Here is a 26,121-nt window from a genome sequence, read left to right as displayed (position 1 = left end):
TGGAGCTGACCTTTTTTGTCCTAATGCATATGCCTTAACAGCATGCATTCAGAAGGATTTATTTTAATATTGAGTTCTTCATTTTGAGCTTTAAAAATCCGTCTCTTATTATCGATGTGCTGCCACTTTCCTTTACGTACAGGGATAGTCACTTCAATTGCTTCTTGGATGTTACGGTTCATAAGAAAAATCAAGTTCTCATCGTTGGCCTCATCACCAAAATGATCAAGCCCATTCTCTGTCCAGCGTTCAAAAGCAAACACATCACCATGTAACGCATGAGGCATCCAGGTTCCCGTACGAAGCGCCTGGTGTTCATTACGCCACGTTCCAATCGACTGATACCAGGAAAGGAGATCTTCCTCTTCCCTTCCCCAAGGATAGGGTTTGCGGTTATCAGGATCGTCACCACCGGTCAGTCCAGCCTCATCTCCATAATAGAGAGAAGGAACCCCCGGAAAGGCATACATCCATAAACTTAGTGCTTTAACCTGAGCCTGAACGATACCATCGAGCTGCTCGCGAGAAAGGTGATCTGGCAAAAACTCTTCCAACATCGTTTTAATCCTCTCGACATCATGACTCGAAAGCATATTCATCAACGCAAAAAAGTAAGGGTTAGGATAATGTTCATTCAGCGTCAGCAGGCGACGGTTGAGATAAACGGCATCCACCTCTCCTTTTATAAAGCTTAGCATCAGATCCCGAAGAGGATAATTCATAACGGAGTCAAGAACGCCCCCTAGAAAATAATCCCGGCGTTGACCGTAAGCCGACTTATTTGAAGCGTCTTCCCAAACTTCTCCCAGCAGGACACTTGATTTATCTTCTTTTTTCAGTTGTTGATAAATTTGTTTAATCAAGTCATCTGTCAGTTCATCCGCCACATCAAGACGCCAATGCTTCAACCCTGACTTCTGCCAGGTTTTGATGACACTATCTTCATCATGGATGAGGAAATGCTGATAGCTTTTATTTTCTTTATTTAACGTAGGCAGCGTCCCAACGCCCCACCAAGCATCATATTCGTCTGGGAATTTATGAAACTTATACCAGGGATAATAAAACGAATCCTTAGATTGGTAAGCTCCAAGCGTGTTGTATTCATTTCTCTGATTGAAATATTTACTATTACTTCCCGTGTGACTGAATACTCCGTCGAGCATAATTTCCATTCCACGCTTTTCCGCTTCCTTAATCAACTCTTCAAAATCTTCTTTTGTACCCAGCAGCTGATCGATTTTATGGTAATCTCCCGTGTCATAACGGTGATTGCTTTCCGCTTCAAATATAGGGTTCAAATAAATTACAGTAATACCGAGTTTCTTAATATAATCTAATTTTTTAATGATCCCTTGCAAATTTCCGCCGAAAAAATCCCACCTTACAACGCCGCCTTCTTCATTGCGGATGTAGTACGGATCGTTTTCCCAATGGGAATGCATCAAACTCGTTTTAGGAGCTTTACTAGGGTCGATCTCTCCATCTGCATAAAAACGGTCAGGAAAAATTTGATACATAGTCGCATGTTTCCACCATTTCGGGGTATCGTAGCTCGGATCATATACGGTGATTTGCCAGGAAGGAGGAACTTGATTATACACGACCCCTTCTCCACTTTCCTCAATATTGATCCGGCCATAAAAGAGGGTTTCACTTTCTGTGATCACTTCGAAATAATACCAGACCAACTGAGGCTTCTCAGGCATTTCAAGCGTAGTTTCAAATGAATTGTAATGATGCTCTTCACTATATAAATCCATATCTAACGTAAACTTTTCATCTGACTTATCATGAATGTAATGAAGAACGACGCGTGACACATTATGGCGGTTGTGTACATCGATCGTTAATGTAACGTTGGAACCTTTTGGAGCTGCTCCAAAAGGTTCTCTATATTTCAATTCAAAGCTGTTATGAAAAATATCCTGTTGTCTCACAAGAAGTCCTCCTTCGACCAATTATTTCAGTATGCCAGATGGTTCGATCTTCCATATTTCAGAGGCATATTCTTGGATCGTGCGATCACTTGAAAATTTCCCTGAACGTGCGATATTGACTAGACTTTTCTCATTCCAAAGCCTCGTATCCAAATAATCTTCACTGATTTTAGCTTGTGTATCGATATAGCTGGCGAAATCTTTCAATACAAAAAATTCATCGTTGTAAGTAATCAAATTATCGTAGATGTCCTGGAACTCAGTCTCCCCCTTAGAGAAAGGACTGTAGTGGATCAGCTGATCGAGCGTATGACGCACACGGTCATCTTCGTCATAAACTTTTCTCGAAGAATAGAAGCCATTCTTGTAGTACTCCAGAACTTCGTCTGAGCTTAAGCCGAACGTGTAAATGTGATCATCTCCGACTAAGTCATGGATTTCTACATTGGCCCCATCCATCGTTCCTAGTGTTATGGCCCCATTCATCATAAACTTCATATTTCCCGTACCCGATGCTTCTTTACTCGCAGTCGAGATTTGCTCACTTATGTTCGTAGCAGGAATGATGCGTTCCGCCATAGAAACAGAATAATTTTCTAAAAAAACTACTTTCATTCTGTTCCTTACAGCTGGATCATTATTGACTACAGATGCAATGGTATGAATGAGCTTTATCACCTTTTTAGCAAAATGATAGCTAGGTGCTGCTTTCGCCCCGAATATAAACGTGCGAGGGGTCATATTAAAATTTGGATTCGCTTTTAAATTATTGTATAAGTGCATGATATGGAGAGCATTAAGCAGTTGACGCTTATACCCATGAAGTCTTTTAATTTGAACATCAAATATAGAGGACGGATCGATGGTAATGTTTGAGTAGTCCTTAATGAACGCAGTTAATTCTTCTTTCTTCTCTTGCTTTATATCATTCAATTGATTCAGAAACGAGGTATCTTCTTTGTACTTCAGTAAATCCTGTAATCGATCAGGCTGGCGGACCCATTGATCACCGATAGATTCTGTGATTAATGCAGAAAGCGGCTCATTTGCATGCATAAGCCATCGCCTGTGGGTAATTCCATTGGTTTTATTATTAAAACGCTCCGGGAATGTATCGTAGAAAATTTTCATTTCACGCTTTTTCAAAATATCGGTATGCAGTTTTGCCACCCCGTTGACGCTGTGGCTTCCTACAATCGATAAATGGGCCATTTTCACATGCCCGTCAGCTATAATGGCCAGGCTTGCGATCCGGTCAAAGTCACCTGGATATCTCTCCCAAAGAGTCTGGCAGAAGCGCTCATTGATTTCATCAATAATCATGAAAATGCGCGGCAGAAGCGAGCGGACCATGCCGACCGGCCACGTTTCCAATGCCTCACTCAATGTCGTATGGTTCGTGTAGGACACAGAAGCCTGCGTGATGTCCCAAGCTTCTTCCCAGCCTAGTCCCCGTTCATCCATTAATATACGCATCAATTCAGGGATGAGAAGCGCTGGATGGGTGTCATTAATATGCAATGCCGCATGATCCGGGAAAGTAGTCAAAGGCAGGTTCAGCTTCTCGAAATTATCCAGCGCATTTTGTACACCTGACGAAACGAGAAAGTATTCCTGCTTTAGTCGCAGCCGCTTCCCCTCTTCATGAGAATCATCTGGATAAAGGAACTCGGAAATCTCTTCCAAAGAACGTTTATGCTCCAGGAAATTATCAAAGTCGGATTGTTTGGAAGCTTTTTTCAAAGTATCATCCTCTGACGCTTCCGCCGACCAGAGACGGAGTGTATTCACAGTTTCATTGTCGAAACCGACTACCGGAACATCATAAGGTACGGCTCGGACTTGCTCATAATTCGTATGTTTGCACGTAAGCGCTCCGGACTTTTCTTCTACCATTTCCACTTCTCCGCCGAACCTGACTTCAATTGCTTCTTCAGGACGGCGCACTTCCCATACATATTCTTTTGAGAGCCAGCGATCGGGCAGTTCCACCTGGTAGCCATCGATGATCCTTTGATCGAACATTCCGTATTTATAGCGAATGCCATACCCATGACCCGCATATCCAAGAGAGGCTAATGAATCGAGAAAACAAGCAGCAAGTCTTCCAAGTCCGCCATTTCCAAGTCCAGCATCACTTTCTTTTTCTTCTAATTCTGTCAGTGAAAACCCTAACTCATCTAATCCATTTCTCACGGTATTCAATAATTGCATGTTCAATAGATTATTCCCTAGTAATCTTCCAATAAGAAATTCCATAGAAAAGTAATATACTTGCTTTTCCTTGCTTTCTTGGTAATGCTTATTCGTTTTCAGCCAATTCTTATTGATTTCATCGGTAAGCAGCGACCCTAAGGCCCGGTAAGCATCAGTTTCTGTGGCTGACTCGACTTTTTTGCCTAACATCGTCTCGAGCTTCTCGGAAAACGACTGCTTGAAATCTTCTTTATCGCTGAACATAGGGTATCCTCCCATTCGCGCCTACTCTACTGTTGTCTCATACAATTCACTATAGCGACTGGCAGAAAATTTCCAAGGGTATTGACTCTTCAACATATTTTTCACAAGCTGTTTCCAGCAAGGAGGGTCCTGGTAAAATTCTATTGCTCTGCGAATTGTGAACAGCATGTCGTGGGCGTTATAATTGGTAAACGTAAATCCATTACCTTCCCCTGTCACTTCATCGAATGATTGTACAGTATCCGCTAAACCTCCAGTCTCACGAACAATTGGTGCAGACAAATAGCGAAGAGCTATGAGCTGGCCAATTCCACATGGTTCAAAACGTGAAGGCATCAAGAATAAATCACTTGCAGCGTAGATCTGACGAGAGAGGGCTTCACTGAACATGATATTCGCGGACAGCTTCTCAGGATACTTCGATTGGGCCCATTGAAGCATGTGCTCATACTCTGCTTCCCCGGTACCAAGAACGACTACCTGTACGTCTTCTTCTTCAAGAAGTTCATCAATGATTCTTCCAATCAAATCAAAACCTTTTTGCTCCACCAGCCGGGAAACGATTCCAATCATCGGTACTTCGTTTCTGACCGGCAAACCTAGCTCTTCTTGAAGCCACGTTTTATTTTGAACTTTTTTCGACAGAGAGCTTCGGAAAGGAACAGGAACAGCATCATCCTTCATTGGGTTATAAGAAAGGCTGTCGATCCCGTTTACAATACCCGACAATTTCTCTGATCGTTCCCTAAGCACTCCGTCTAGGTTTTCCCCATAATAGGGGGTTTGAATCTCTTTTGCGTAAGTTTCACTGACCGTTGTAATGTGATCTGCAAAATTAAGAGCGCCTTTCATAAAGTTTATGTTACCAAAGAACTCTAAACCACCAGTTGTCATCATATTTCCATCAAGCCCGAGCAAGTCATATAAAACCGAATCTGGATAAATCCCCTGGTATTTGAGGTTATGGATCGTAAAGACAGTTTTCATATCCTGAAAAAGAGGATCACTTCCATAATGGGTATGCAATAACACTGGAATCAGCCCTGCCTGCCAATCATGACAATGCAGCACATCAGGTTTCCAGTCTAAGTTTCGGATCATTTCCATGACTGCCTTATTAAAGAATACGAACCTTTCCCCTTCATCATCATAGCCATATAAATTAGAACGCTTAAAATAATATTCGTTATCAATAAAGTAAACATGAATTCCATTATGCTCGATGTACTGGATGCCGGCATATTGGTCTCGCCAGCCCAGCTGTACATCAAATGTATGAATCGTTTCTAATTGCATTTTCCACTCATCGCTCATATTTTCGTATTTAGGAAGAACGACCCTCACGTCATGGCCGTCCTCTTTCAGCGCCTGAGGAAGAGAGCCCAACACATCAGCCAACCCGCCTGTTTTGATAAACGGTGCGCACTCTGAACCTATCATTAATACATTCATTTTTCCCTCTCCTTACATGTATTGAAAGCAAAATAGAATAAGTCCTTATTAACCAGCTCTGTTGACATGTGGGACAACGGCTAAGTCAGTACTCCGCAGCTTGTCCTTCTGTAGAGCGAACTCTTTAACCAGCCTTATCCATAGCAACATCATCATGTAACAGAGCGATAGATAAAGAAAAAAGCCGTCAGAATCCAGCGTTCCGACAGCTCCTTTCATCTAATTTACATCGTCTTCCGTTTTGCAACGACAAAAGGTTTCTCAGGAGCCCCTATTAACGTACGGCCAGACGAGATCGAACAATCCTTATCTAATATCACATTTTCCAGTACGGCATTCTCTTCGATCTCACATCTCTGCATGATAATGGAATTCTTTATCACCGCTCCTTTTCCGACCTTCACCCCTCGGAATAGGATACTGTCTTCAACGTGGCCTTCAAGGGTACAGCCGTTAGCGACGAGTGTATTATTAATATTGGATGAAAAGGCGTAATGAGAAGGGGCCTCATTTTTCACCTTCGTGAAAACAGGAGATTCTTCATTGAAAAGCTCGTCATGTTCGGACTCATTCAACAGCTTACGACTGTTCCGATAATAGCTTTCAACTGAATTGATCAATGCGTGACTTCCTTCATGTTCATAAGCATTGATATGGATATCAGGAAGTCTCCCTTTGATTCCATCTAAAAACAGGTGAGAGCATCCATGAGCAATGCAATTCTCAACTAAATAATTAAGGTAATCCCTTTCAATGATATACATATCCATATAAACATTTTTGCTTTGCTGATCATTATGAATAGCCATTACCTGCCCGCTGTCATCAATCGTCAGCTTGTGCGCCAGATTGTGCTCAGGCTGAAGCTCTTCGACTTTCTTATAAACCACTGTAACGTCTGCACCAGATTCCTTATGGGATTCCAATACGTCACGGTAATCGATGCTGCAAATATTTTGCGAGCCAGAAACCACAATATAATCAGCTAACGTACGCCTGATAAAATCAATGTTGTTATGAAAATGCTGCAGATCTCCGCGAGAAAGGTCTGTAGGATCATTCCAGTCAGGGGGTAATATGAACAACCCTCCCCGTTGACGATCTAAATCCCATGATTTTCCCTGCTCCATATGGTCCATAAGGGAACGGTATTTTCTGCGGGCGAAAACTGCGACCGATTCTATACGGGAGTTTGTCATGTTAGAGATAGTGAAATCAATCATACGGTAACGTCCCGCAAAAGGCACGGCGGCACCGCATCTAAAGTAAGTCAATTCCTCTAGTAAATCTTGTTCATGATCCAGGTTGATAATCCCAGCGATCAAATCCATATAATCACCCCTTATTTGATAATAGTGGCATAGCTTGAAGCCATTACACTGCCCTCTTCTGCTACTAGTGTAATTTGGCTGTCAGGGCTCGAATCCCCTACTACAGAGTTATCTTCAATAACGCTTCCTTCTGATATGATGGCACGATGAATTTTTACATTTTTACCTATTTTAACGTTGGGCATGATAACGGAATCTTTAATGACAGATCCCTGAGCAACTTGGACGCCATAAAAGATGACTGAGGTGTCTACCGTTCCATAAATGCGGCAGCCTTCATTGATGAGCGCGTTCCTTACCGTAGCACTGGATGCAATATATTGAGCAGGCTGGTTCGGATTCTTAGAGTAGATGCGCCACTTGTTATCACTTAAATTAAGTCCGGGCTCTTCCTTCAACAAATCCATATTAGCTTCCCACAAACTGTCAACCGTTCCTACATCTTTCCAATAGCCATCAAATGTGTAAGCGTTCAATTTTTTATTGTCGTTAAGAAGAGCAGGAATGATATCCTTACCAAAATCATGAGAAGAATCTTCTTTCTCTTCGTCCTCCATCAAGTATCTTTTTAATACGTCCCACTTGAAGATGTAAACACCCATAGAAGCAAGATTACTTAGTGGAAATTCAGGCTTTTCATCGAATTCCGTGATGCGGCCTTCATCATTCGTATTCATGATGCCGAAACGGCTTGCTTCGCTCCACGGCACTTCGAGGACCGATATGGTAGCATCCGCTTCTGCAGCAATATGGTATTCAAGCATATGGTTGTAATCCATCTTGTAAATGTGGTCGCCTGATAAAATCAGTACATGTTCAGGGTTGTATTGATCTAAGAATTCCATATTTCTATAAATTGCATTAGCCGTTCCTGAATACCAGCCGCCGCCGTCTGCTTGCATATAAGGGGGAAGGACAGATACTCCTCCAAAGCTGCGATCCAAGTCCCACGATGAACCGATTCCGATATAATTATTTAAGATAAGCGGCTCATATTGTGTAAGTACGCCTACCGTATCAATACCGGAGTTGGTACAGTTACTGAGCGGAAAATCGATAATACGATATTTCCCTCCGAAATAGACAGCGGGTTTTGCAATTTTTTTCGTAAGTGATTTTAACCTTGTACCTTGTCCTCCTGCTAGAAGCATCGCTACACATTCTTTGTTCTTCATTCTATCTCCTCCTTTGGTGAAGAAGTTCTTTTTAAGAAACTTACAGCTAACGGTGGTATAGTCATTTCAATATGCTGGTTTTGTCCTTGCCATGGGTCTGCTTTTGTTTCCAAATAAAGTCCATTCGTTTGACCTGAACCTCCAAAATGAGTGGAATCACTTGTAAAAACTTCCTTGTAGGAGCCCTCATGCGGAACGCCCACCTTGTAATTGTGATAAACCTCCGGAGTAAAGTTGCAAACAACAATCAATTGGTCATTTTTGTTCCGGCTGTTTCTGGCAAAAGATACGATGCTCTGCTCATAATTGTTAGGGTCAATCCAGGAAAAACCTTCTTCGCTGTGATCGAGTTCCCATAGGGCAGGCATATCGTTGTAAAGCTGGTGAAGCTCTTTAACATACTCAAGTGTAGAAGCATGAGATTCATAATCAAGCAGTTCCCAATCCAAATCTTCAAGATCTTTCCACTCATCAAACTGGCCGAATTCCGTTCCCATCATCAACAGCTTTTTACCTGGGTGAGCATACATAAAAGCTAAAAACGCTCGTAAATTTGCGAACTTTTTCCAATAATCACCCGGCATTTTATTCAGTAATGATTTTTTCCCATGTACGATTTCATCATGAGAAATCGGGAGTACGAAATTTTCATTGAAGGCGTAATAAAGAGAAAAAGTAATTAGATTATGATGATGCTTACGGTGGATCGGATCCATCTCGATATACTTCAGCATGTCATTCATCCAACCCATATTCCATTTATAATTAAAGCCCAGACCGCCAATATAGGTAGGTGCACTTACCAGCGGCCAAGACGTGGACTCCTCTGCCATCATCAATACGTTCGGGACTTCCTCAAAAATGGCTTCATTCATTTTTTTGATGAATTCAACAGCTTCAAGGTTTTCCCGGCCTCCGTATTCATTGAGCTGCCATTGCCCCTCTTCTTTACCGAAATCCAAATAGAGCATACTTGCGACAGCATCGACTCTCAGTCCATCTAAGTGGAACTCTTTGAGCCAATAAATAGCGTTTGATATGAGGAAGCTTTGCACTTCATTCCTGCCGAAATCAAACGTGAGCGTACCCCATTGAGGCTTTTCGGCTTTGATCGGATCCTGGTACTCATACAAGGCTTCTCCATCAAACCTGCGCAGACCATGTTCATCTTTGCAAAAGTGGGCAGGGACCCAGTCCAGTATCACCCCAATGCCATTCTGATGGCATTGGTCTACAAAATACCGGAAGTCGTCCGGGGTTCCGTACCGCGAAGTAGCAGCATAGTACCCTGTGGTCTGATAGCCCCATGAACGATCGAAAGGGTGCTCCGTTATCGGCAGCAACTCAATATGGGAATACCCCAATTCTTTGACGTATGGGATGACCATATCAGCATATTCACGATAGTTGTAGTAGACTTCTGTTTCAATGTTCTTCCAAGACCCCAAATGGAGTTCATAGATTGAGGTTGGTGATTCATAGATATTGATCTTCTCACGCCGCTTCATCCACTGTTGATCATTCCATGAATACTTATTAAGAGGATAAGTCACAGAGGCAGTATTCGGGCGTAACTCACTTGAAAACCCATAAGGGTCAGCTTTTAATCTCAAGTGCCCGTGCGGTGTCAAAATTTCGTACTTGTAAATCGTTCCTTCTTCCAAGTCAGGAATGAATCCGTACCATATTCCATTGTCATTCAACTTTTTCAACGGATGCTTACTTCCATTCCAGTTGTTAAAGTCACCGACTACGCTGACCTGTTTCGCATTCGGTGCCCATAGAGCAAATCGATAACCCTCTTCACCGTCTTCCGTGTGCGGATGCGCTCCGAAGAGCTGATAGCTGTAACGAAGATTGCCTTGATGAAATAAATAAATATCATGCTCGACTGATGCTTGATTTAACACGCCATCACCCCCTTGATTCATTGCTTACTATTAAGCATAAAATGTTACGGAACCGATTACAATCAGTTTCTAACAAAAAGTTCTGAAAATTATGCACTTATTTGTCTGATTTTGTATGATTACGCTTTCAATAAAAATAAAAAATTAATTTTCGATAAAATACAACAAAAACTACTCCACCCTTTCGTTGATTGAATGTTCGTTCAGTGAATGAAATGTGTAAGCTCATGAAGATTTTTTAACAACCTTAAAATATTCATAAAGAATTTAGAAGTTTTCGTTTCTAAGAACAAAGCTTGAAGGTGCGAGAAATCACCCACTTTCCATGAAAGTGTGAAAAGCTTCATCGGGCTAACACCCTACGGCGCAATAAACTTATCCCATAGGAGTCTCCCAATTTCACGCACCTTCTTAAGTCTGTGAGAATAACGAAACATTTACTGCTCTAGGTGAAAAAGAATTCCTTTTTTGAAATCGGAAGCACTTCGGTTAGAGTCACCATGATACGGAATTTAATTCCTGAGAGACACCACATAACTCTATCTCGAGGGCCTTGCCGTATTCATGTGGGGCATCGATACATTTTCAATACCCTATTTTCCCAATATTAACACCGAATTCCAGAATCAATTAATCAACAGAGAGATTAACAGAGAAAAAAAATAAAGCCAAATTTCTTTGGCTTTACATAAAGCACATCATCCTTTTATCGCTCCTTCTGTCATACCTTTAGCAATCCGCTGTTGGAAGATGGCATATAAAATAATTACGGGAACGATCGCTATGGTCAAACTGGCAAACAAAGTCCCCCAGGCATTGGTATACTCCGCTTCACTGCTAATGTAATCGATCGCAAGAGCCAACGTGTAGTTACCTTCTGTCTGAAGAAAAATGAGAGCCATAAAGTATTCATTCCAGAACTGGATAGTATTCATAATGGTCACCGTAATAATTCCAGACATAGACAGAGGAGTAATGATTTTAAGCAGCACCCCATAAGGAGACAAGCCATCCATAGAAGCCGATTCCTCCAGCGACTTCGGTATCGTACTCATAAAGCTTGTTAAAACAAATATCGTAAACGGCAGCTGACTGACAGCATACACCATAGCCAGACCATAGATATTATCGAGAAGATTAAATTGCTGGAGTAAAAAGAATAAGGGGATCCAGCCGAGCACCATCGGAATCATCATCGCTGCAATGTATACGGTGAATAACAGATGACTCCCTCTGAACCTCAGTCTTTCAATTGCGTAAGCCGTCGGGATCGCAAGCACCAAAGTCAACAAAGCGCCTAAGACTGTCACAATCAAACTATTGAACACACTTGTATCTATACTATAATCCGTCCAAGCCTGTACGAAATTATCGAAGTTGAATTGATCAGGCATCCCCCATGGATTTGCGTATATTTCCCCATTCGACTTAAATGAACCGATAAACATCCAAATGATAGGGTACAGGACAGCGATTGTCCAAAGGATCAGCGGAATCCGAATCCCTGCCCTGCCCATGATTTGCCCGACACTTCTTTTTCGCCGCATGCTGTATCCCTCCTTCGTTGTAAGGTGTAACCATCTAGAATCTAATACTCTACACGTTCACGCCTCATCAGAAATTGTAAAATCATCACTGTAATTAATGAGAGGATAAGGATCATGACGCCTATCGTCGCTCCATAACCAAAGTTATATTGCTGGAAGGCTTGCTGGTATAAATAAGATCCCATCACATGTGTAGAGTTATTTGGACCTCCGCCAGTCATGACCTGGACAATGATAAATGATCCATTCAGTGTCGTAATAACGATGTATAAAATGGAAATTTTGATTTGCGGCCATACGAGCGGTAAAGTTACTTTCCAAAATTGCTGCCACTCATTGGCTCCATCAATTTCTGCTGCTTCATAATAGCTTTTCGAAACATTCGCTATCCCGCCCATCAGCATAAGCATAAACAACCCGATCCCCGCCCAAACAGAAGGCAGTATCAAGCTTGGCAGAGCCCAGTCTTCATTACCGAGCCACGCCCTCGTCCAACTCTCCAGCCCTATGGCTTCCAATCCCGAATTGACAAGTCCCATACTCGGGTTATAAATGAATGCCCATAGAATACCGATGACTACAACAGACATGATATTCGGGAAAAAGAAAACAATTCGGTAAAAAGGTGCCTCTTTGATCTTCAACTGTGTTAAAGCTACTGCAAAAAACAAAGCGAGAACCATGATCCCCACAACTTTAGCAGCCACTAGAAAATAGTCATGATAGATTGTCTGCGGAATAATATCATCGTTAAACAGCTCTATGTAATTATCAAAACCAATAAACGTTTTGTCCTGTGAAGAGCCTGACCATTCAAAAAAAGAATAGTATAGCCCGCTGAACAAAGGATAAAGGGTGAATATAGAAAACATAATAAATGTCGGAATCAAACAAAAGGCTAAGAAGGTATATTTTTGTTTTTTAGACTGTACCACCCCATCACCTCTTCCTTTAAGTAATGCGAACCTTTTCCTGCAGCCCAGAAACTCCGACTGTCTCGAAACAAAGTTTTCAATAGCTAGGTACCTTATATGATATCAATACAGAAATTTAACAGAGCCTGGAAATAAAGAGGGAGGAATATAAAGACGTTACAAAGTCTCTATATTCCATATCATTCACACAATTTATTCGTTGCTTTCACGGTAATCAGCCGCTGCTGCCTCTGCCTCTTCCACGAACTCTTCTGCCGTAATATTTCCGAGCATGAGTGAAGTAAGTGAATTCCCAATAGGTTCTTCTAGATCAGAGCTCATCGGGTGTGGTTTATTGTTGATTTGCACTTGATCCGGGTCGTTGATCATTTCATTGGCTTCCGTCAAGTAATCCGGAACTTCTTCACTTTCTGACAAATCCACACCATTCAAGTTCATTATGGCTCCTGTATGTTCAGAGAAAAGCTGAGCGTACTCTTTTTTGAAAACAAACTCGACAAAGGCTTGAGCTGCTTCAGGGTTCTCTGCTTCTTCCGCGATAGCCAGCGGTCGCAAGTCAGGAACTATGGAGTACGGGTCTCCAGCGTCCTGCATCGGAGAAGGTACAAAACCGAAGTCAAAATCATCCGGCACATCATTAGCCATTTCGTTCGGCAGCCAGAACCCTACCGGAATAAATGCATTGTCTCCAAGCAAAAAGTCCATTTGTGATTGAGTATGGTTCAATGCTCCGAACCCTTCATCAATGTAGCCTTCCTGCTGCATTTGTTCTACTTTTTTCATGACTTCTAACACAGGCTCACTAGTCCAGGCGCCCTCTGCTCCTGTGATGACATCATTTAACAGCTCGTCACCGCCGGCAGCTCCAAATGCAGGGTAAAGCATTCCACGCAGGAAGTAGTAAGGGTGTTGACCTGTCGTTACAAATGGAGCGATATCTTCTCCTTCAGAAATTTCACCCATTGTATTCATAAAGCCGTCAAAGTCTGCTGGAACTTCGTAGCCTTTATCTTCAAACATAGCTTCGTTATACCAGGTGCCCCACGTGTCAAAGACTAAAGGCAGGGAGTAAATATCCCCGTCATAAGTGGCAGGGTCTACGATGAAGCTTTCCATTAGCGGCTCTCCATCCACTTCCACATCTTCAGCCCAATCAGACAGATTCATAAGCTGACCGTCCTCTACCATTTGGGTCTCACTGGATCCTGCTCCATCAATATATACGACATCAGGCGGATCTCCAGATACCCAGCGTGATCTCATCTCTTCGTTTATGTTCGGACCCGCATGCTCCACTACTGTAATATCCGGATACTCTTCTTCAAAATCAGCAATCACTTCTTTCCACCATGAATCACCGTATCCACCAACAAAGTATTGAAGTTCAAGCTCACCAGAATCGCCTGATCCGCTTCCGCCACCGTCAGAAGATGACTCCTCGTCGGACGAACACCCTGCGACTAACACCAGTGAAAGCAGCCCCATCCAAAGCAATGAAACTGGACCTGTGAATAGCTTCTTCAAATTACTTCCCCCTTTGAGTTTGTTAAGTATATGAAACGCATGAACAGCTTAACGGCTATCCATGTTGTTTCTTAGTTCAGGTGAATTCTTGCGAATATGAGCAATAGCTTCCCTCACATATCCATTACTTTGTTTGATCGCTTCTTCTGCCTCATTGTAGGTAGCGCCTGTATCTATCATGACTACTGCCGGTTTAACTTTATGGTTGGTCTTCTTCAGCACCTCTTCTGCTTCTTCATATGTAACCTTCGTAATTTCCATAATGGTCTTCTTGGCGCGCTCAATTAATTTATAATTACTTGCATGGACATCCACCATAAGGTTCTCATGCACTTTTCCTAACTTAATCATTGTAGTCGTACTCATCATATTCAACACCATCTTATGGGCCGTGGCTGCTTTGAGCCTTGTCGACCCTGTGAGAACTTCCGGTCCCACCACGACTTCTATATCACAATCAGCAAACTGACTAATTTCTGATCGTTCATTGCATGATAATGATACGGTGTAAGCCCCCACCGAACGAGCATACTTTAAAGCCCCGATAGGATAAGGTGTACGGCCGCTTGCCGTAATACCGACAACCACATCAGCTGCTGTCAGCTGTTTCTTTTTTAAATCTTCTGCCCCTTGCTCTTCATTATCTTCTGAACCTTCTACAGCACTGAAGAAGGCATCCTCGCCTCCCGCCATCAAAGCTTGTACCATATGTGGAGGAGTCATGAAGGTCGGGGGGCATTCGGAAGCGTCAATCACGCCAAGTCTCCCGCTCGTACCGGCCCCTACATAAAATAAACGTCCTCCCCGGGATAAAGAAACGTACATCTTCTCTATGGACGTTTCCACTTTAGGCAAGACCGACTCTACAGCTTCCGCCACCTTTTTATCTTCTTTATTCATCGTATGTAATGCTTCCAGAATCGACATCTTGTCTAAGTTCAGGCTGTTCTTATTCCTTTGTTCGGTAGTCAGGTTCGATAACTCCATCCGCGTATCGTCTCCTTTATGGTCATTTCCTGCATAGACTTTAAGAACTGGTTATGTAAAATAGTTAGATTTTATAATATTGTGACAATTATGTGACTGACTTCATCTTACGTCAAATTGAACTATTTTGTCAATTGAATGTTTTATAACCAGAAATTTTATTTCACTTTAAATAAAAATAGCAGCCTGTTTATACAACAGGCTGCTGATTTCAAATGTTTATTCTGTTTGCTCTTCTTCCACTAATCCATCTTGATCGGCAATTTGCCAAGTTCCTAAACGTCTTGGGTCTCCGCCGCCATACATTTCACGGACATCATCGTTCGTCCGGATACCAAGGCCTTGAATCCCGCCATAGAACAACGGTGAATCATGAGTGATTACCGAATAATCCATTTCATTTCGCAGGATTTCCACTGAGTCTTCTGACACCATGCTTTCTAAGTGAACAACGTTATCTTCGGTATAGAAACGAGATCTCCTGATCGCTTGTTGAAGATTAAGCGATTCATTATCATCTGTCAAACCATACTCATACTGCAGGATCGTCTGGAAAAGCATAGCTGGAATTCTTGATCCACCTGGCGAACCAAGACCAAGAGAAGCTCTTCCATCTTCCTCAAAGATCATAGGAGAAACGAAGGAACGAGGACGCTTTCCAGGCTCATATTCGTTCATAGAATCATCTACAGTGTTGAAGTTATTCAGCTGGTTATTCCAGAAAAACCCGTGAGAATATAATCCTGATCCAAAGAACTCACCTAACGAGTTGGTGGCAGAAGCCATCATTCCATCTTTATCGACAACTACGAAATGGGTAGTATTTCTTGAATCATTGTAATCTCCAGGACTGTCAAACCACTCGGCAGAGCTTGATAGTTGATTTGTCGAAAACTCTTCTTCGAACAAATCAGTCGTGTACGCTTCAGAAGTCAGTTCCTCCTGGTTAACCTCTTCAAACTGCGGGTCCCCTAATGTACTGACACGATCACTGTAAACAGCATCCGATATTTTATTGATCAAATGGATATAGACAGCTTCCCACTCTTCATTGTTCATTACCTCTTCCATATCCTCTGGAAATCCATCCGCTAAGAAGGAAGGCAGTTCTCCGTTTTCATCTTCGAACTCATTTCGCAGAACCTCTTCGAAATTCTCTTCCATGTGTTCAATCATTTGCAGAGCCTGGATGACAATTATTCCAGAAGTCGGGGAAGATCCGGCATAAACAGTTTGTCCTTTAAATGTTCCAGAAGGAGCTTCACGTTTAGCAACTTCATATGAAGACAGGTCTCCCTGTGCCAAACCAAGTTCTTCGGTCAACTCCTGACCGAGCTCTCCTTCATAAAATCCATCTGCGCCCTCTTCCTGAATGATTTTCAACGTATTAGCCAGATCCTCTTGAACAAGCGTTTCGTTCATAGCAATCGCTTGGCCTTCAGGATAATACATATTGGAAACATCATCTGGCAGAACAAGATACCGATCGGATTTTTGGATTTGTTCATTGAAAATCCGGCCAACCTCAAAGCCTTCTTCGCCGTGTTCAACAGCTCGATCCAGTAAACTGGCCCATTCCGTATTTTCTCCATAGTCCTCATAAAGAGCTTCCATGCCTTTTACAAAGCCAGGCACGGCCACTCCTCTATCCGGCCACGTTCCGCTAGCAGGTGCAGCTTCACGATAATCGTATGTCATGGCGCCTTCCCCTGGCTCATGGACGATCATTTGACCACCTCCACCAATACCAGACCCGAAAGGCTCTACTACGTTTAAGGTGAACGATACAGCGATTGCAGCTTCTGCAGCATTACCGCCGTTATTCAATACTTCCATTCCTGCATCTACTGCAAGAGGGTGCAAGGCACTTGCACCATATATCATAGAATTTTCATCATTTGCATCTACCTGAACAGTTTCCGTACGATCTTCTTCTCTATATGGTTCACGAAACGCGTCGAATTCATCTTCAAAATAGTAATTCCACGCCACTAAGCCAATAAAAACAAGAAGCGCCACAATATTCGTTAATCTTAAATAATTCATGACGCAGAACCTCCGTCGTTATCAAGCACGCCAGCTTCTTTAATATCGATTTTCAAGCGATCATCTTCTACACGCCAGAGGTCTCTATCGATTTCTTTCCGAAGCGTCCGAAAAATCCGATAATCTCTATAAGGCTTCATGATCCCCTTCGTTTCCCTAGGCTTCGTATCTGTTATCTGCATAGGTATAAAAGACAATTCAATATTGTCATCCTCTAAGAAATCAAGCTGAGCAAGAGTGGATTCTTTCGTCCTGGACCATCCTTGATCAAATACAAAGTTTCCTAAACTGTTCATGACAATCGACGTGTTATTGCTAGTTTCTACAATAGAAACCGGCTCCAATACGTGAGAATGGTGACCAATAATGACATCGGCACCAATATCCGTCATCAGCCAGGCTAAGTTTTCCTGTTCCTGATTGGATCCCACCTGATACTCGTCGCCCCAGTGGGAGTGAACAATCACCATATCAGCCTGTTCATTAGCTTCCTGGATTCGGCTTTGAAGCACACTTAAACCATCGTTGGTCAATACGCCCCCGACGTAGTCCCCGGCACTATAACCTTGCACATACACATCGGTGAAACCTACAATCGCTGCTGTGAAGTCTTCATTCACATCAAAGTAAGAGATTTCTCCAGCATCCTTAAGATCTTCTTCCCCTTCCACCGGTTCCACTTCACCTGAGGCAAGTACTTCTCCCATTCCCAGGGTATCAACGTCAACATCGCTCATATGTTTCAACGTTTCCGTCAAAGACAGGTTACCGTAATCCATAGTATGATTGTTTGCTAGATTGACAGAATCGAAACCGGCATTTTCAATAGCCTGCTCAGCTCCAGGCTCAGCGTACAAATGGATATCCTTATTATGTAGCTCGAATTCTTCCATTTGACTTTCGATTTCTGGATCTTCCGCATCAATAATCGGGGTCTCAAAGTTACCTGTAGAATAATCAGACTCCTGGAAATATGGTGTGACATATTCAAATACACGGTCAAGCGGTTCTCCGCTTCTGGCAGCTGCGTCACGCACATGCCGCCCCAGCATCATATCGCCTACCATAGATACACGATAATCGACGTTTTCAGCTCGAGTGTCTTCAGGTACTGGAGCTTCATCGAGTTTCCCATGGGCAAAAAACGGAATCGCCAACAGACATGCTAAGATAAGGGAATGCGGAAGCGCTTTTTCACGATTCCTTTTCACCCAGACTTGCATAAATGACTTTAATTTTGATTCTTTCATTGATAAAACTCCTTAAAACAAGTGATAAGCTGAAATAATGACGAACGTGAAAAACGCAATGACAAAGGTAGCACTGAATGTTGGAAGAACGCCTTGCTTTTGGATGGAGTTTGCTATCAGCCCCGGTACGATAACTCCAATACCTCTTAGTTCCATCACGGGGAACGGGGTGAGAGGATATAAGTAATCCATCGACATCTTCATTAAAACACCTACCGTCAGCATCGCAGCAAATTTCCTACGCCCATATAGTAAGGTGAATCTTGATAATACTTGAGTGACTACTAAATACGTCAATAAACTTATAAGACCGACAACTAATACGTACATCACTTGATCAAAAATCAAAGCGATGTAGCCAGGGACGACTAGACCAGCCGGAACAATCCCTGTCTTTTCTGCGTAGAGCAAACTTAACAAAACCCCGATAACAATTGCTATATATAAATCTGTACCAAACACTGAAATTCCAACCCCTTTTTCTTAAATGCTGACTATCTATTGTTCGTTGTTTGAAGGCTTCTAGCCGAATACTTCTTTTTATACCTTGATTCTTTTTTATACTTTCCAGCTGTTTCGATCATTTCATAATCTTCTAAATGCTCAGGATAAATCTCTTGTTCTTGAACCGCTTCAACAAGCTCTGCTCCACCCTGATTAATGTTTCCAACAGCATAAATAACAGACTGATCCGGTAAACCGTTCAGGTAGTCTATCACCTTATTGGTAGGTTCTTTTTCCAGATTTACTATACGTTCGGCTGGGATTGTACCTTCTTCATGCTTTTCAAGAATAGGCTGAACATTTCTTCCGAACAACACAAGCTGATCCATCTTAATATATGGAAACACTTGATTTGCAAATTCTATTGTTCGCTCTACTCTATCATCACGGCAATTCATAATGATAGTGACGTTATCGGAAGGATATCCAAGCTCCTGAATCCTTTTCCAAATGTTCAACGTGGAAGTCACATCGTTGGCAGCAAAACCATTGAAGAAATACTTAGGTCTTTGCGGACTGCCGAACCTGTGTACTTTCATAGCTCCCGGATCTACCGGCGCTTTTAACATCCCTGCTAATGCGACATCACGGTCGATTTCCATGATATCAGCAACCGCAAGGGCTAAAGCCGCGTTTTGAGGAAAAATCATAAACGGGAATTTTTTCAAATATTCTTCATCGATAAGACTTTCATCCGCTACTATAACTTCTGAATTTCGTTCAGCCGCTTTTCTTCTGAAAATCCGCTCGTAAGGCATCTCAGGAATAACAACATAACCATTATAAGGAATCGTTTCGCTGAATGCTTTAGCCATATCCCGTAGTGTCGGACCCATGACGTCCATGTGATCTTCGAGTACATTCGTTATAATGGTTATATTAGCTTTGGCAAGCTTGGCTTGAAAAACCTTCTGGTATTCAGGGTGGACAGCCATACATTCACTGACAAAAGCATCAGCTCTTTTATCTACTACTTTCTTTGCCATAGTCTTCTGCTCACTGATGTTTGGTCCTTGCAGTCCTCGGACTATCGGCTCCTCTTCTTCCTGATCCCAATAAAACATACGGGCACTTGTACCCGTCGTCTTCCCTACGACTTTTCTCTTATCCTCTTTAAGTATGCCCATGACCAACCTTGTTACGGTCGACTTCCCCCTGATTCCATTTACTAAAATCCGATCAGGAATTTTTTCTAAACTGCGGTCAAGTGATTTGTGTTCTTTTATACCGAACCCTATGACGATAAAGAAAAAAATCAACAAGTATATTAGCTCATTCACTGCATTTCCTCCCAATTAATTTTTACTTCCAAAAACATACACACAACGACAAATATATCCAATAAATAAAGTAGATTTCTACAAATTTCAGACCATTCTTATAGTAACATAGTTTACACTCGACTTATACACTTAATAAAATTTGGTAAATTAATCAATAGAGAGTACTAAAAGTTTAAAGAAAAATCGAACGGACACATTCTAATACCCCATGAAACATTAGTTAGAATGAGTGAAGAGAAAAAAGAAGAAAACATTCGACGGTATTATTTGAGTGGATTCGAAGGATGTTCACTCGACCTTTTACCCTCTGTTTCAGAGCGTTGAACGACGAAATGGGCGTTTCCCCTCGGAAATAGTAATTATAAGCACTATAATACCCTCAGCTGCGAGTGGGAAATACAAACACGCCCCAATAAATACATATCCTGTCAATCGTAACATTTCCTGGTGCTTAAACCCTTTTCCCTGGAGGTCATTCATGCGTTCTATCAATCTGCTTTTCAAATCCAGGGTACTCCAACCTATTACCCCAATCAATTGGAATATAACCCCCAAATAAAATCCATTTAAAACTAGGACGGTTAGGAAGAAAATCAAGAACAGTACGGCCATCCCGCTTAAAGCCCAACTATAAAACGTATCCCGCCATCCTTTTTCTTATATAGGCAAAACACCGAGCAGCGGCTGTTCTTTAAATTGATCACCAAACAAACTGGACGCCATTTCTATATAAACAAACAAGCCAATAGGAACGGATACATAGAGAATCCATTCGGATTGAAAAGGAAGGACTCCAATGATTACACCACAGACGGCTAACGTTTTCCACACATAGGTGAACTGGTGGTGAAGATAATGACGCCATAAACGATGATAGAGCTGGTGAATATTTTTAAAACGTTGCTTGGAGCGTTTACTCCTCATATAGGTTCGCAATAACCCATACCCTTTAGGGGGCTTTATGTCTACTTTTGTCAAATGACCGATAAACTTCACATTCCACACTCTTGCATCATTCACTTCTACTACTCGATCCCAGTCGACATTCTGCATCATACGAGGAATTAAATAAACATTCAATCCAAAAAAAACAGACCCGAGGATAAGAGAAGAAATCCGGCCGATCCGAAAACAGCGAGTAACTTCCACCATCTATTCAAAGAGTACAGCCTCCATTGGACATTGATGGATAAGATGAAAAATAAACTAAGGGTTTCACCTGATATCTGACGTAACTGTATTAATTTATTTTGCGATTTTTGGCTTGTTATTTTTATTCATTCTGGCTGATTGGATGGAAGCTTTCACGCCTGTAGTGGAAAACTGGCAGGGCGATATGGAAGAGTGGATGTGGATCCTGCCTTTTGTTGTTCTGATCCGTGCGTGTTTCCAGTCTTTTGTGTATTCTGGTATTCCTTTTACGACTTCTGAGTTAAAATTAACCATGCTTCCTCACGAGAGAAGTCATCTGCTTTCACACCTCGCTATGGATCGCGCGGTCCGGCAGACGACAGCTATCTTTGCATTTGCTTTATTGATCGGCGGAGTCACTCCTCTGTCTTATTCTTTTCTTTTTAAAGCTTCTCTCCTTTATCAAGGGATCCTAAGGCAGTATGGAAGATAATTCACAATTACTCATGTATGCTGTTGGTAGATTATAAGTAAGGAGGGGTTCCTTTGAAGACGATTGTCATTCACGGATCGACTAGAAAAAATGGAAACACTGAATATTTAACTCATCGAGCGGTACCCGCTGAGAATGTAAGCCATGTCTATTTAAGGGATCACAACATTCAGATGATCACGGATGAAAGACATTCGGATCAGGGATTCCAAGCGATCGAAGACGACTACCACCACATCATAGATCAGATGATTGAACATGATGTCGTTATATTTTCCACGCCTATCTACTGGTATAGCATGTCCGGCTTGATGAAGGTGTTCATCGATCGATTCTCTCAACTTGTAAGAGAAAAAGGATATGAAACATTTAAAGAAGACTTCAAAAAGAAAACCGTTTACCTCATTGCGGTCGGAGGGGACAACCCTTCGTTAAAAGGACTGCCGCTCATCCAACAGTTTGAATATATTTTACAGTTTTTCGACAGCTCATTAGAAGGATATATTCTTGGACAGGCAAATAAACCAGGGGAGATCCAATCCGATAGAAGAGCGCTGGCACAGGCACACCAACTGAAGGAGCAGCTGTAAGGGGAAGCATGCGACTTGCAGAACAAAAAAACGGGCCTTATCGAAGAGGCCCGTATTCTTTTAAATTTTCCGCCAAATCTTTTCATAGGAAACATCAACAATCGGCTGCTCGGCGAGTAAACGCTCACGAATTTGTGCCAGCAGCGACTGCTGACTTTCGTTTAGCGAGCGAGAACCCCATTTCTTATGAAGCACAGCATACAACGTGTGATCCCTAAACCTTAAGAATAAAGGGATAAGCTCCAATATCTCTTTAGACAGTTCATTCTCCTCTATATAACCCTTCATAAAAAACGTCAGGAACTCTTCGGCAAACGAGGATGATGACCCTTGAAAACCTCTCGCCCAGACCGCGTAATACAGAGGGATGGCTATATCACTTACATAGTAAAAATAACAGCTGTCGTCGAAATCAAAGACGTTCACTCTGCCATTATCCATAAAAAAATTTCCATGGTGAAGGTCGGAATGGATCAAACCGAACCGTTCTTTGCTTTCTTGAAGAGACTGAATTCTTTTTTTAAGTTTTTCACCCTTTTCAATAACCTGGGAATCTTCGATGCTATCCAAATACAGCGGAAAATCGAGCAGGTCGTCTTCATCCCACCTTTTACGACGTCCGCGTGTCGGCTGGAAACCTTTTGTCACATTGTGCATTTTTCCTACGGTTTTACCCCACGAGAAAAACAACTCTTGATCAAAGCTCTTATCGGTTATCTTCACCGGACTGCCGGGAGCTTTTTCAAATAAACTTATGAAAAAGGAAGAACCATCTGCCTTCACTTCCTCCACTCGGCGGTGCCGGGCTGACGCAAGAGCAGAAGCTGCCGGGATTCCAGCAGAGCATAGAAAATTCACCCACTCAAGCTCTGCCTCTATCTCTTCTTTCGTTCGGTGGGAAGAGTGAGTGATACGCAGAATACACGGGGTTCCTTTTCGATACACTTGATAGATATAATTCTCAAAATCTCCTAGTTTTTCGGGCTCTCTTTGATCAAGTTCAAAATGCTCCATCGATTCCCGTCTAACACTTTCAGTTAATAACCTCTCGATCCATTGCTCCATAATTCTCACCTGCCTCGTTGTAATAAAGTTTATTCTGTTTTTTATTAGCTATGTTACGTTTCATTATCATACGTTTCCGAGTTATGAGTGAGGGTTAGGGGCTCCTTGAAAAAGTGGAGGCCGCTGAAAAGGGTCTTGCTGAGAATCCATTCTGACATTCCGCGAGCTTTTTTTAACATTTGCGAGTGTTTTTCTTTCATTTTGGAAGGTTACTCTAACATTATTCAAACATTCTCAAGGTAGCGTTGTTCTACCTCTTCTGCCTTAGGCATTCCTTCCTGCGCGCCTAACTTTTCAATAGCGAATGACGACGCCGTATTAGCATAGGCAATTGCTTTTTCAATCGGAAATCCTGCTCCGGTATAATAAGCCAGTGCGCCATTAAACGTATCCCCCGCTCCAGTAGTATCCGCTACTTTTACTGAAATTGCCGGAATCACCTTCCCTTGATAGCCTGCTCCCTCTGGTCCGAGAGTTGTAATTAATTTGTCAGCATAGGAATCTTTTGAAAAAAGCAGCTTAGCCTCTTCCTCATTTGGGGTTATATACGAACAATTTCTCCAAATTTGTTCTGACATCTTCACGGCGGGAGCCGGATTTAAAATGAACGATACCCCGTGCGCCGTACAAAATTCGGCACACCATGCGGCTGTTTCTGGAGGTATTTCCAGCTGAGCCAGAACGATATCGCTATTTTTCAGACGCTCTTGAAATGTTTGCACGTACTCAACAGTCACTTCTTCATTTGCTCCACGGACGACCATAATCCGGTTGTCCTTCTCATTCAGCAAAATATTGGCGATTCCCGTTGACCGATTTGCTGTAAATCCAATGGCGTCGGTATTTATTTGCTGTTGTTTTAAGTGAGTGACAAGTTCCTCCCCCATAGCATCCGCTCCGACTTTCCCTACCAAAGAGACGTCTCCGCCTAAACGAGCAGCAGCGATCGCCTGATTGGCACCTTTTCCACCTGGTTTCATCGTGAAAGAGTCGCCGAAATTGGTTTCACCCTGGTTGGGGATTCGTGAGATGGTGGTCATAAGATCCATATTAATGCTGCCCACTACTGTTATTTTGGGTTGCTTCATACGTTCACCTTCTATCTGATGATTGCACGTAATTCATGCCAAAGCCTCTTGCTGGCTCTACCACGACATTTAACATTACTCCCCTCCATTTTAACAAAAGAGATAAAAATAAATATCCTCCAGTTCATACTTTTTTAGATTTCGTGAAATTCATAGAAATGAATCGTTAACCTAAAAAGAAGCGCTCTGCAGTCATGGTGCAGAGCGCTTCGCCCATCCCTTTATCGTTTCATGTCGGAAAGTACCGAGCGATCCAGCTCACGAATCGATTTCGCTCCAGAAAGCGCCAGGGTGAGATCCATGTCAGCCATCATATTCTGCAAAACCTCCCTCACTCCCCGCTCTCCCGCAACGGCTAAACCGTACATGCAAGGCCTTCCTACAAGTACAGCTTCCGCTCCGAGAGCCAGAGCCTTAACGATATCCGCTCCACGCCGGATGCCACTGTCCATAAGTACAGGAACCCGCCTATCTACGGCTTCACATATTTGCGGAAGTGCTTCTAAAGCTCCGATCGCTCCATCCACCTGCCGCCCCCCATGGTTGGATACAATGATGCCATCGACTTCATGTTCGATAGCAAGCTTAGCGTCTTCAGGATGAAGGATACCCTTCAGCAAAATCGGGAGATTCGTATGTTTTCTTAAAAAAGAAAGATCCTCCCATGTCAGTGTTGGGTTACCAAACGTTTTTGTCCAGTGCATAATCGCTTCTGTCGGATCTTCTTTTGGTGATTTTGAGAGCTTTGAACAAAAAGCAGGATCGGTTAAGTAATTTCCAACGCCTTCTCCAACTAAAAACGGCAAATACACGTTTTTCAAATCATATTCGCGCCACGCCATCATAGGAGTATCAAGTGTCACTACAATCGCTGAATATCCTGAAGCTTCCGCTCTCTTTAGAAAGCTCGCGGTGACATCAGGGTCACGATTCCAATACAGCTGGAACCAGCGGGGCGCGTCTCCCATCTCGTCGGCGATTTGCTCCATAGGCGCTGAAGACGCAGAACTCGCTATAAAAGGTACACCTAATGCTGCCGAAGCCTTAGCTGAAGCAAGATCTCCTTGCGGATGGATAATAGACTGAACCCCTATCGGAGCCATCATCACAGGTGAATTGTATGTTTTTCCGAAGAGCTCAATCGTCAGATCTCGTGTTTCTACATTCCTCAGCATGCGCGGGATGATTTTCCACCGGTCAAAAGCAGTTAAATTCGCCTTCATCGTGTGCTCTCCCCCAGCACCTCCAGCCACGTAATAATAAGGCCCTTCCTCTAATACTTCACGAGCCAGCTCCTCCCACTCCTCATAAACTATAGGCAGACGGTCGGGATCGGGGCTGGGCATCGTTTGATAAACATTGAACTGCACCTGGTTTCCGAAGTTCGTCATACGCACTCTCCTTCTTTTT

General features: G+C 42.6%; 20 protein-coding genes. 2 read left to right on the top strand and 18 right to left on the bottom strand.

The annotated features are described in order from the left end of the window. Positions 1 to 20 precede the first annotated feature (20 nt). From LF817_RS05845 to LF817_RS05775, 15 genes are all read right to left on the bottom strand, one after another. Positions 21 to 1,940 (bottom strand): glycoside hydrolase family 13 protein, encoded by a 1,920-nt coding sequence (locus tag LF817_RS05845; protein WP_253934848.1) that lies wholly within the window; start codon positions 1,938 to 1,940, stop codon positions 21 to 23. Between the two features lie 21 nt (positions 1,941 to 1,961). Next, on the bottom strand, positions 1,962 to 4,400 hold the full coding sequence (locus tag LF817_RS05840) for a glycogen/starch/alpha-glucan phosphorylase (protein WP_253934847.1): 2,439 nt from the start codon (positions 4,398 to 4,400) through the stop codon (positions 1,962 to 1,964). Positions 4,401 to 4,421: 21 nt separating this feature from the next. After that, on the bottom strand, positions 4,422 to 5,852 hold the full coding sequence (glgA, locus tag LF817_RS05835) for a glycogen synthase GlgA (protein ID WP_253934846.1): 1,431 nt from the start codon (positions 5,850 to 5,852) through the stop codon (positions 4,422 to 4,424). 224 nt (positions 5,853 to 6,076) lie between these two features. Further along, entirely contained in the window at positions 6,077 to 7,183 is a 1,107-nt protein-coding gene (glgD, locus tag LF817_RS05830; protein WP_253934845.1) for a glucose-1-phosphate adenylyltransferase subunit GlgD, read from the bottom strand. A gap of 11 nt (positions 7,184 to 7,194) precedes the next feature. Next, positions 7,195 to 8,358 carry a glucose-1-phosphate adenylyltransferase gene (locus LF817_RS05825; RefSeq protein WP_253934844.1) on the bottom strand — a complete coding sequence of 388 codons (1,164 nt, stop codon included), beginning with the start codon at positions 8,356 to 8,358 and terminating at the stop codon, positions 7,195 to 7,197. After that, the gene (gene glgB, locus LF817_RS05820) at positions 8,355 to 10,268 is read right to left on the bottom strand and encodes a 1,4-alpha-glucan branching protein GlgB (RefSeq protein WP_253934843.1); all 1,914 of its coding nucleotides are present in this window, start codon (positions 10,266 to 10,268) and stop codon (positions 8,355 to 8,357) included. Before glgB ends, LF817_RS05825 begins: the two co-directional genes overlap by 4 nt. Positions 10,269 to 10,966: 698 nt before the next feature. Further along, on the bottom strand, positions 10,967 to 11,815 hold the full coding sequence (locus tag LF817_RS05815; protein WP_253934842.1) for a carbohydrate ABC transporter permease: 849 nt from the start codon (positions 11,813 to 11,815) through the stop codon (positions 10,967 to 10,969). Between the two features lie 41 nt (positions 11,816 to 11,856). Beyond that, positions 11,857 to 12,750, bottom strand: coding sequence for a carbohydrate ABC transporter permease (locus LF817_RS05810; RefSeq protein WP_253934841.1), 894 nt, complete (start codon positions 12,748 to 12,750; stop codon positions 11,857 to 11,859). A gap of 192 nt (positions 12,751 to 12,942) precedes the next feature. Beyond that, a complete protein-coding gene (locus LF817_RS05805; protein WP_253935033.1) occupies positions 12,943 to 14,235 on the bottom strand; it encodes an ABC transporter substrate-binding protein in 1,293 nt (430 codons plus the stop codon). A gap of 87 nt (positions 14,236 to 14,322) precedes the next feature. Continuing rightward, positions 14,323 to 15,261, bottom strand: coding sequence for an N-acetylmuramic acid 6-phosphate etherase (gene murQ / locus LF817_RS05800; protein WP_253934840.1), 939 nt, complete (start codon positions 15,259 to 15,261; stop codon positions 14,323 to 14,325). Positions 15,262 to 15,480: 219 nt separating this feature from the next. Next, positions 15,481 to 17,307, bottom strand: coding sequence for a gamma-glutamyltransferase family protein (locus LF817_RS05795; protein ID WP_253934839.1), 1,827 nt, complete (start codon positions 17,305 to 17,307; stop codon positions 15,481 to 15,483). Continuing rightward, positions 17,304 to 18,557, bottom strand: a complete 1,254-nt coding sequence (locus LF817_RS05790; RefSeq protein ID WP_253934838.1) for a CapA family protein — start codon at positions 18,555 to 18,557, stop codon at positions 17,304 to 17,306. Before LF817_RS05790 ends, LF817_RS05795 begins: the two co-directional genes overlap by 4 nt. Before the next feature lie 12 nt (positions 18,558 to 18,569). Beyond that, on the bottom strand, positions 18,570 to 19,019 hold the full coding sequence (pgsC, locus tag LF817_RS05785) for a poly-gamma-glutamate biosynthesis protein PgsC (protein WP_253934837.1): 450 nt from the start codon (positions 19,017 to 19,019) through the stop codon (positions 18,570 to 18,572). Positions 19,020 to 19,051: 32 nt separating this feature from the next. Further along, positions 19,052 to 20,341: a poly-gamma-glutamate synthase PgsB gene (pgsB, locus tag LF817_RS05780; RefSeq protein ID WP_253934836.1), complete on the bottom strand. Its 1,290-nt coding sequence runs from the start codon at positions 20,339 to 20,341 to the stop codon at positions 19,052 to 19,054. A 660-nt stretch (positions 20,342 to 21,001) separates the two neighbouring features. Beyond that, positions 21,002 to 21,496: a hypothetical protein gene (locus LF817_RS05775; protein ID WP_253934835.1), complete on the bottom strand. Its 495-nt coding sequence runs from the start codon at positions 21,494 to 21,496 to the stop codon at positions 21,002 to 21,004. 142 nt (positions 21,497 to 21,638) lie between these two features. Between LF817_RS05775 and LF817_RS05770 the strand changes: the two genes are divergently transcribed. Both LF817_RS05770 and LF817_RS05765 read left to right on the top strand, forming a co-directional pair. Further along, on the top strand, positions 21,639 to 21,968 hold the full coding sequence (locus tag LF817_RS05770) for a hypothetical protein (RefSeq protein WP_253934834.1): 330 nt from the start codon (positions 21,639 to 21,641) through the stop codon (positions 21,966 to 21,968). A 53-nt stretch (positions 21,969 to 22,021) separates the two neighbouring features. Continuing rightward, the gene (locus LF817_RS05765) at positions 22,022 to 22,558 is read left to right on the top strand and encodes a flavodoxin family protein (protein WP_253934833.1); all 537 of its coding nucleotides are present in this window, start codon (positions 22,022 to 22,024) and stop codon (positions 22,556 to 22,558) included. Between the two features lie 60 nt (positions 22,559 to 22,618). On the opposite strand, the gene LF817_RS05760 is transcribed toward LF817_RS05765, so the two are convergent. The 3 genes from LF817_RS05760 to LF817_RS05750 all read right to left on the bottom strand — a co-directional run bounded on the left by LF817_RS05760 (position 22,619) and on the right by LF817_RS05750 (position 26,102). Further along, positions 22,619 to 23,623, bottom strand: a complete 1,005-nt coding sequence (locus tag LF817_RS05760) for a phosphotransferase enzyme family protein (RefSeq protein WP_253934832.1) — start codon at positions 23,621 to 23,623, stop codon at positions 22,619 to 22,621. A 224-nt stretch (positions 23,624 to 23,847) separates the two neighbouring features. Further along, positions 23,848 to 24,711: a ribokinase gene (locus LF817_RS05755; protein WP_253934831.1), complete on the bottom strand. Its 864-nt coding sequence runs from the start codon at positions 24,709 to 24,711 to the stop codon at positions 23,848 to 23,850. A 221-nt stretch (positions 24,712 to 24,932) separates the two neighbouring features. Beyond that, positions 24,933 to 26,102, bottom strand: a complete 1,170-nt coding sequence (locus tag LF817_RS05750; protein WP_253934830.1) for a lactate 2-monooxygenase — start codon at positions 26,100 to 26,102, stop codon at positions 24,933 to 24,935. Between the last annotated feature and the right edge of the window lie 19 nt (positions 26,103 to 26,121).

It is taken from the genome of Halobacillus sp. A1, assembly GCF_024189295.1.
GTDB lineage: Bacteria > Bacillota > Bacilli > Bacillales > Halobacillaceae > Halobacillus_A.
This window is presented reverse-complemented; position numbering and strand designations above follow the sequence as displayed.

Bases quoted from the DNA above. Each gene is read 5' to 3' on its own strand.
- LF817_RS05825 (WP_253934844.1), bottom strand. From the start codon at position 8,358: ATGAAGAACAAAGAATGTGTAGCGATGCTTCTAGCAGGAGGACAAGGT.
- LF817_RS05795 (WP_253934839.1), bottom strand. From the start codon at position 17,307: ATGAATTATTTAAGATTAACGAATATTGTGGCGCTTCTTGTTTTTATT.
- LF817_RS05775 (WP_253934835.1), bottom strand. From the start codon at position 21,496: ATGGTGGAAGTTACTCGCTGTTTTCGGATCGGCCGGATTTCTTCTCTT.
- LF817_RS05770 (WP_253934834.1), top strand. From the start codon at position 21,639: ATGGAAGCTTTCACGCCTGTAGTGGAAAACTGGCAGGGCGATATGGAA.
- LF817_RS05760 (WP_253934832.1), bottom strand. From the start codon at position 23,623: ATGGAGCAATGGATCGAGAGGTTATTAACTGAAAGTGTTAGACGGGAA.
- glgA (WP_253934846.1), bottom strand. From the start codon at position 5,852: ATGAATGTATTAATGATAGGTTCAGAGTGCGCACCGTTTATCAAAACA.
- LF817_RS05750 (WP_253934830.1), bottom strand. From the start codon at position 26,102: ATGACGAACTTCGGAAACCAGGTGCAGTTCAATGTTTATCAAACGATG.
- LF817_RS05815 (WP_253934842.1), bottom strand. From the start codon at position 11,815: ATGCGGCGAAAAAGAAGTGTCGGGCAAATCATGGGCAGGGCAGGGATT.
- LF817_RS05805 (WP_253935033.1), bottom strand. From the start codon at position 14,235: ATGGGGCTGCTTTCACTGGTGTTAGTCGCAGGGTGTTCGTCCGACGAG.
- LF817_RS05755 (WP_253934831.1), bottom strand. From the start codon at position 24,711: ATGAAGCAACCCAAAATAACAGTAGTGGGCAGCATTAATATGGATCTT.
- murQ (WP_253934840.1), bottom strand. From the start codon at position 15,261: ATGGAGTTATCGAACCTGACTACCGAACAAAGGAATAAGAACAGCCTG.
- glgD (WP_253934845.1), bottom strand. From the start codon at position 7,183: ATGGATTTGATCGCTGGGATTATCAACCTGGATCATGAACAAGATTTA.
- LF817_RS05840 (WP_253934847.1), bottom strand. From the start codon at position 4,400: ATGTTCAGCGATAAAGAAGATTTCAAGCAGTCGTTTTCCGAGAAGCTC.
- LF817_RS05790 (WP_253934838.1), bottom strand. From the start codon at position 18,557: ATGAAAGAATCAAAATTAAAGTCATTTATGCAAGTCTGGGTGAAAAGG.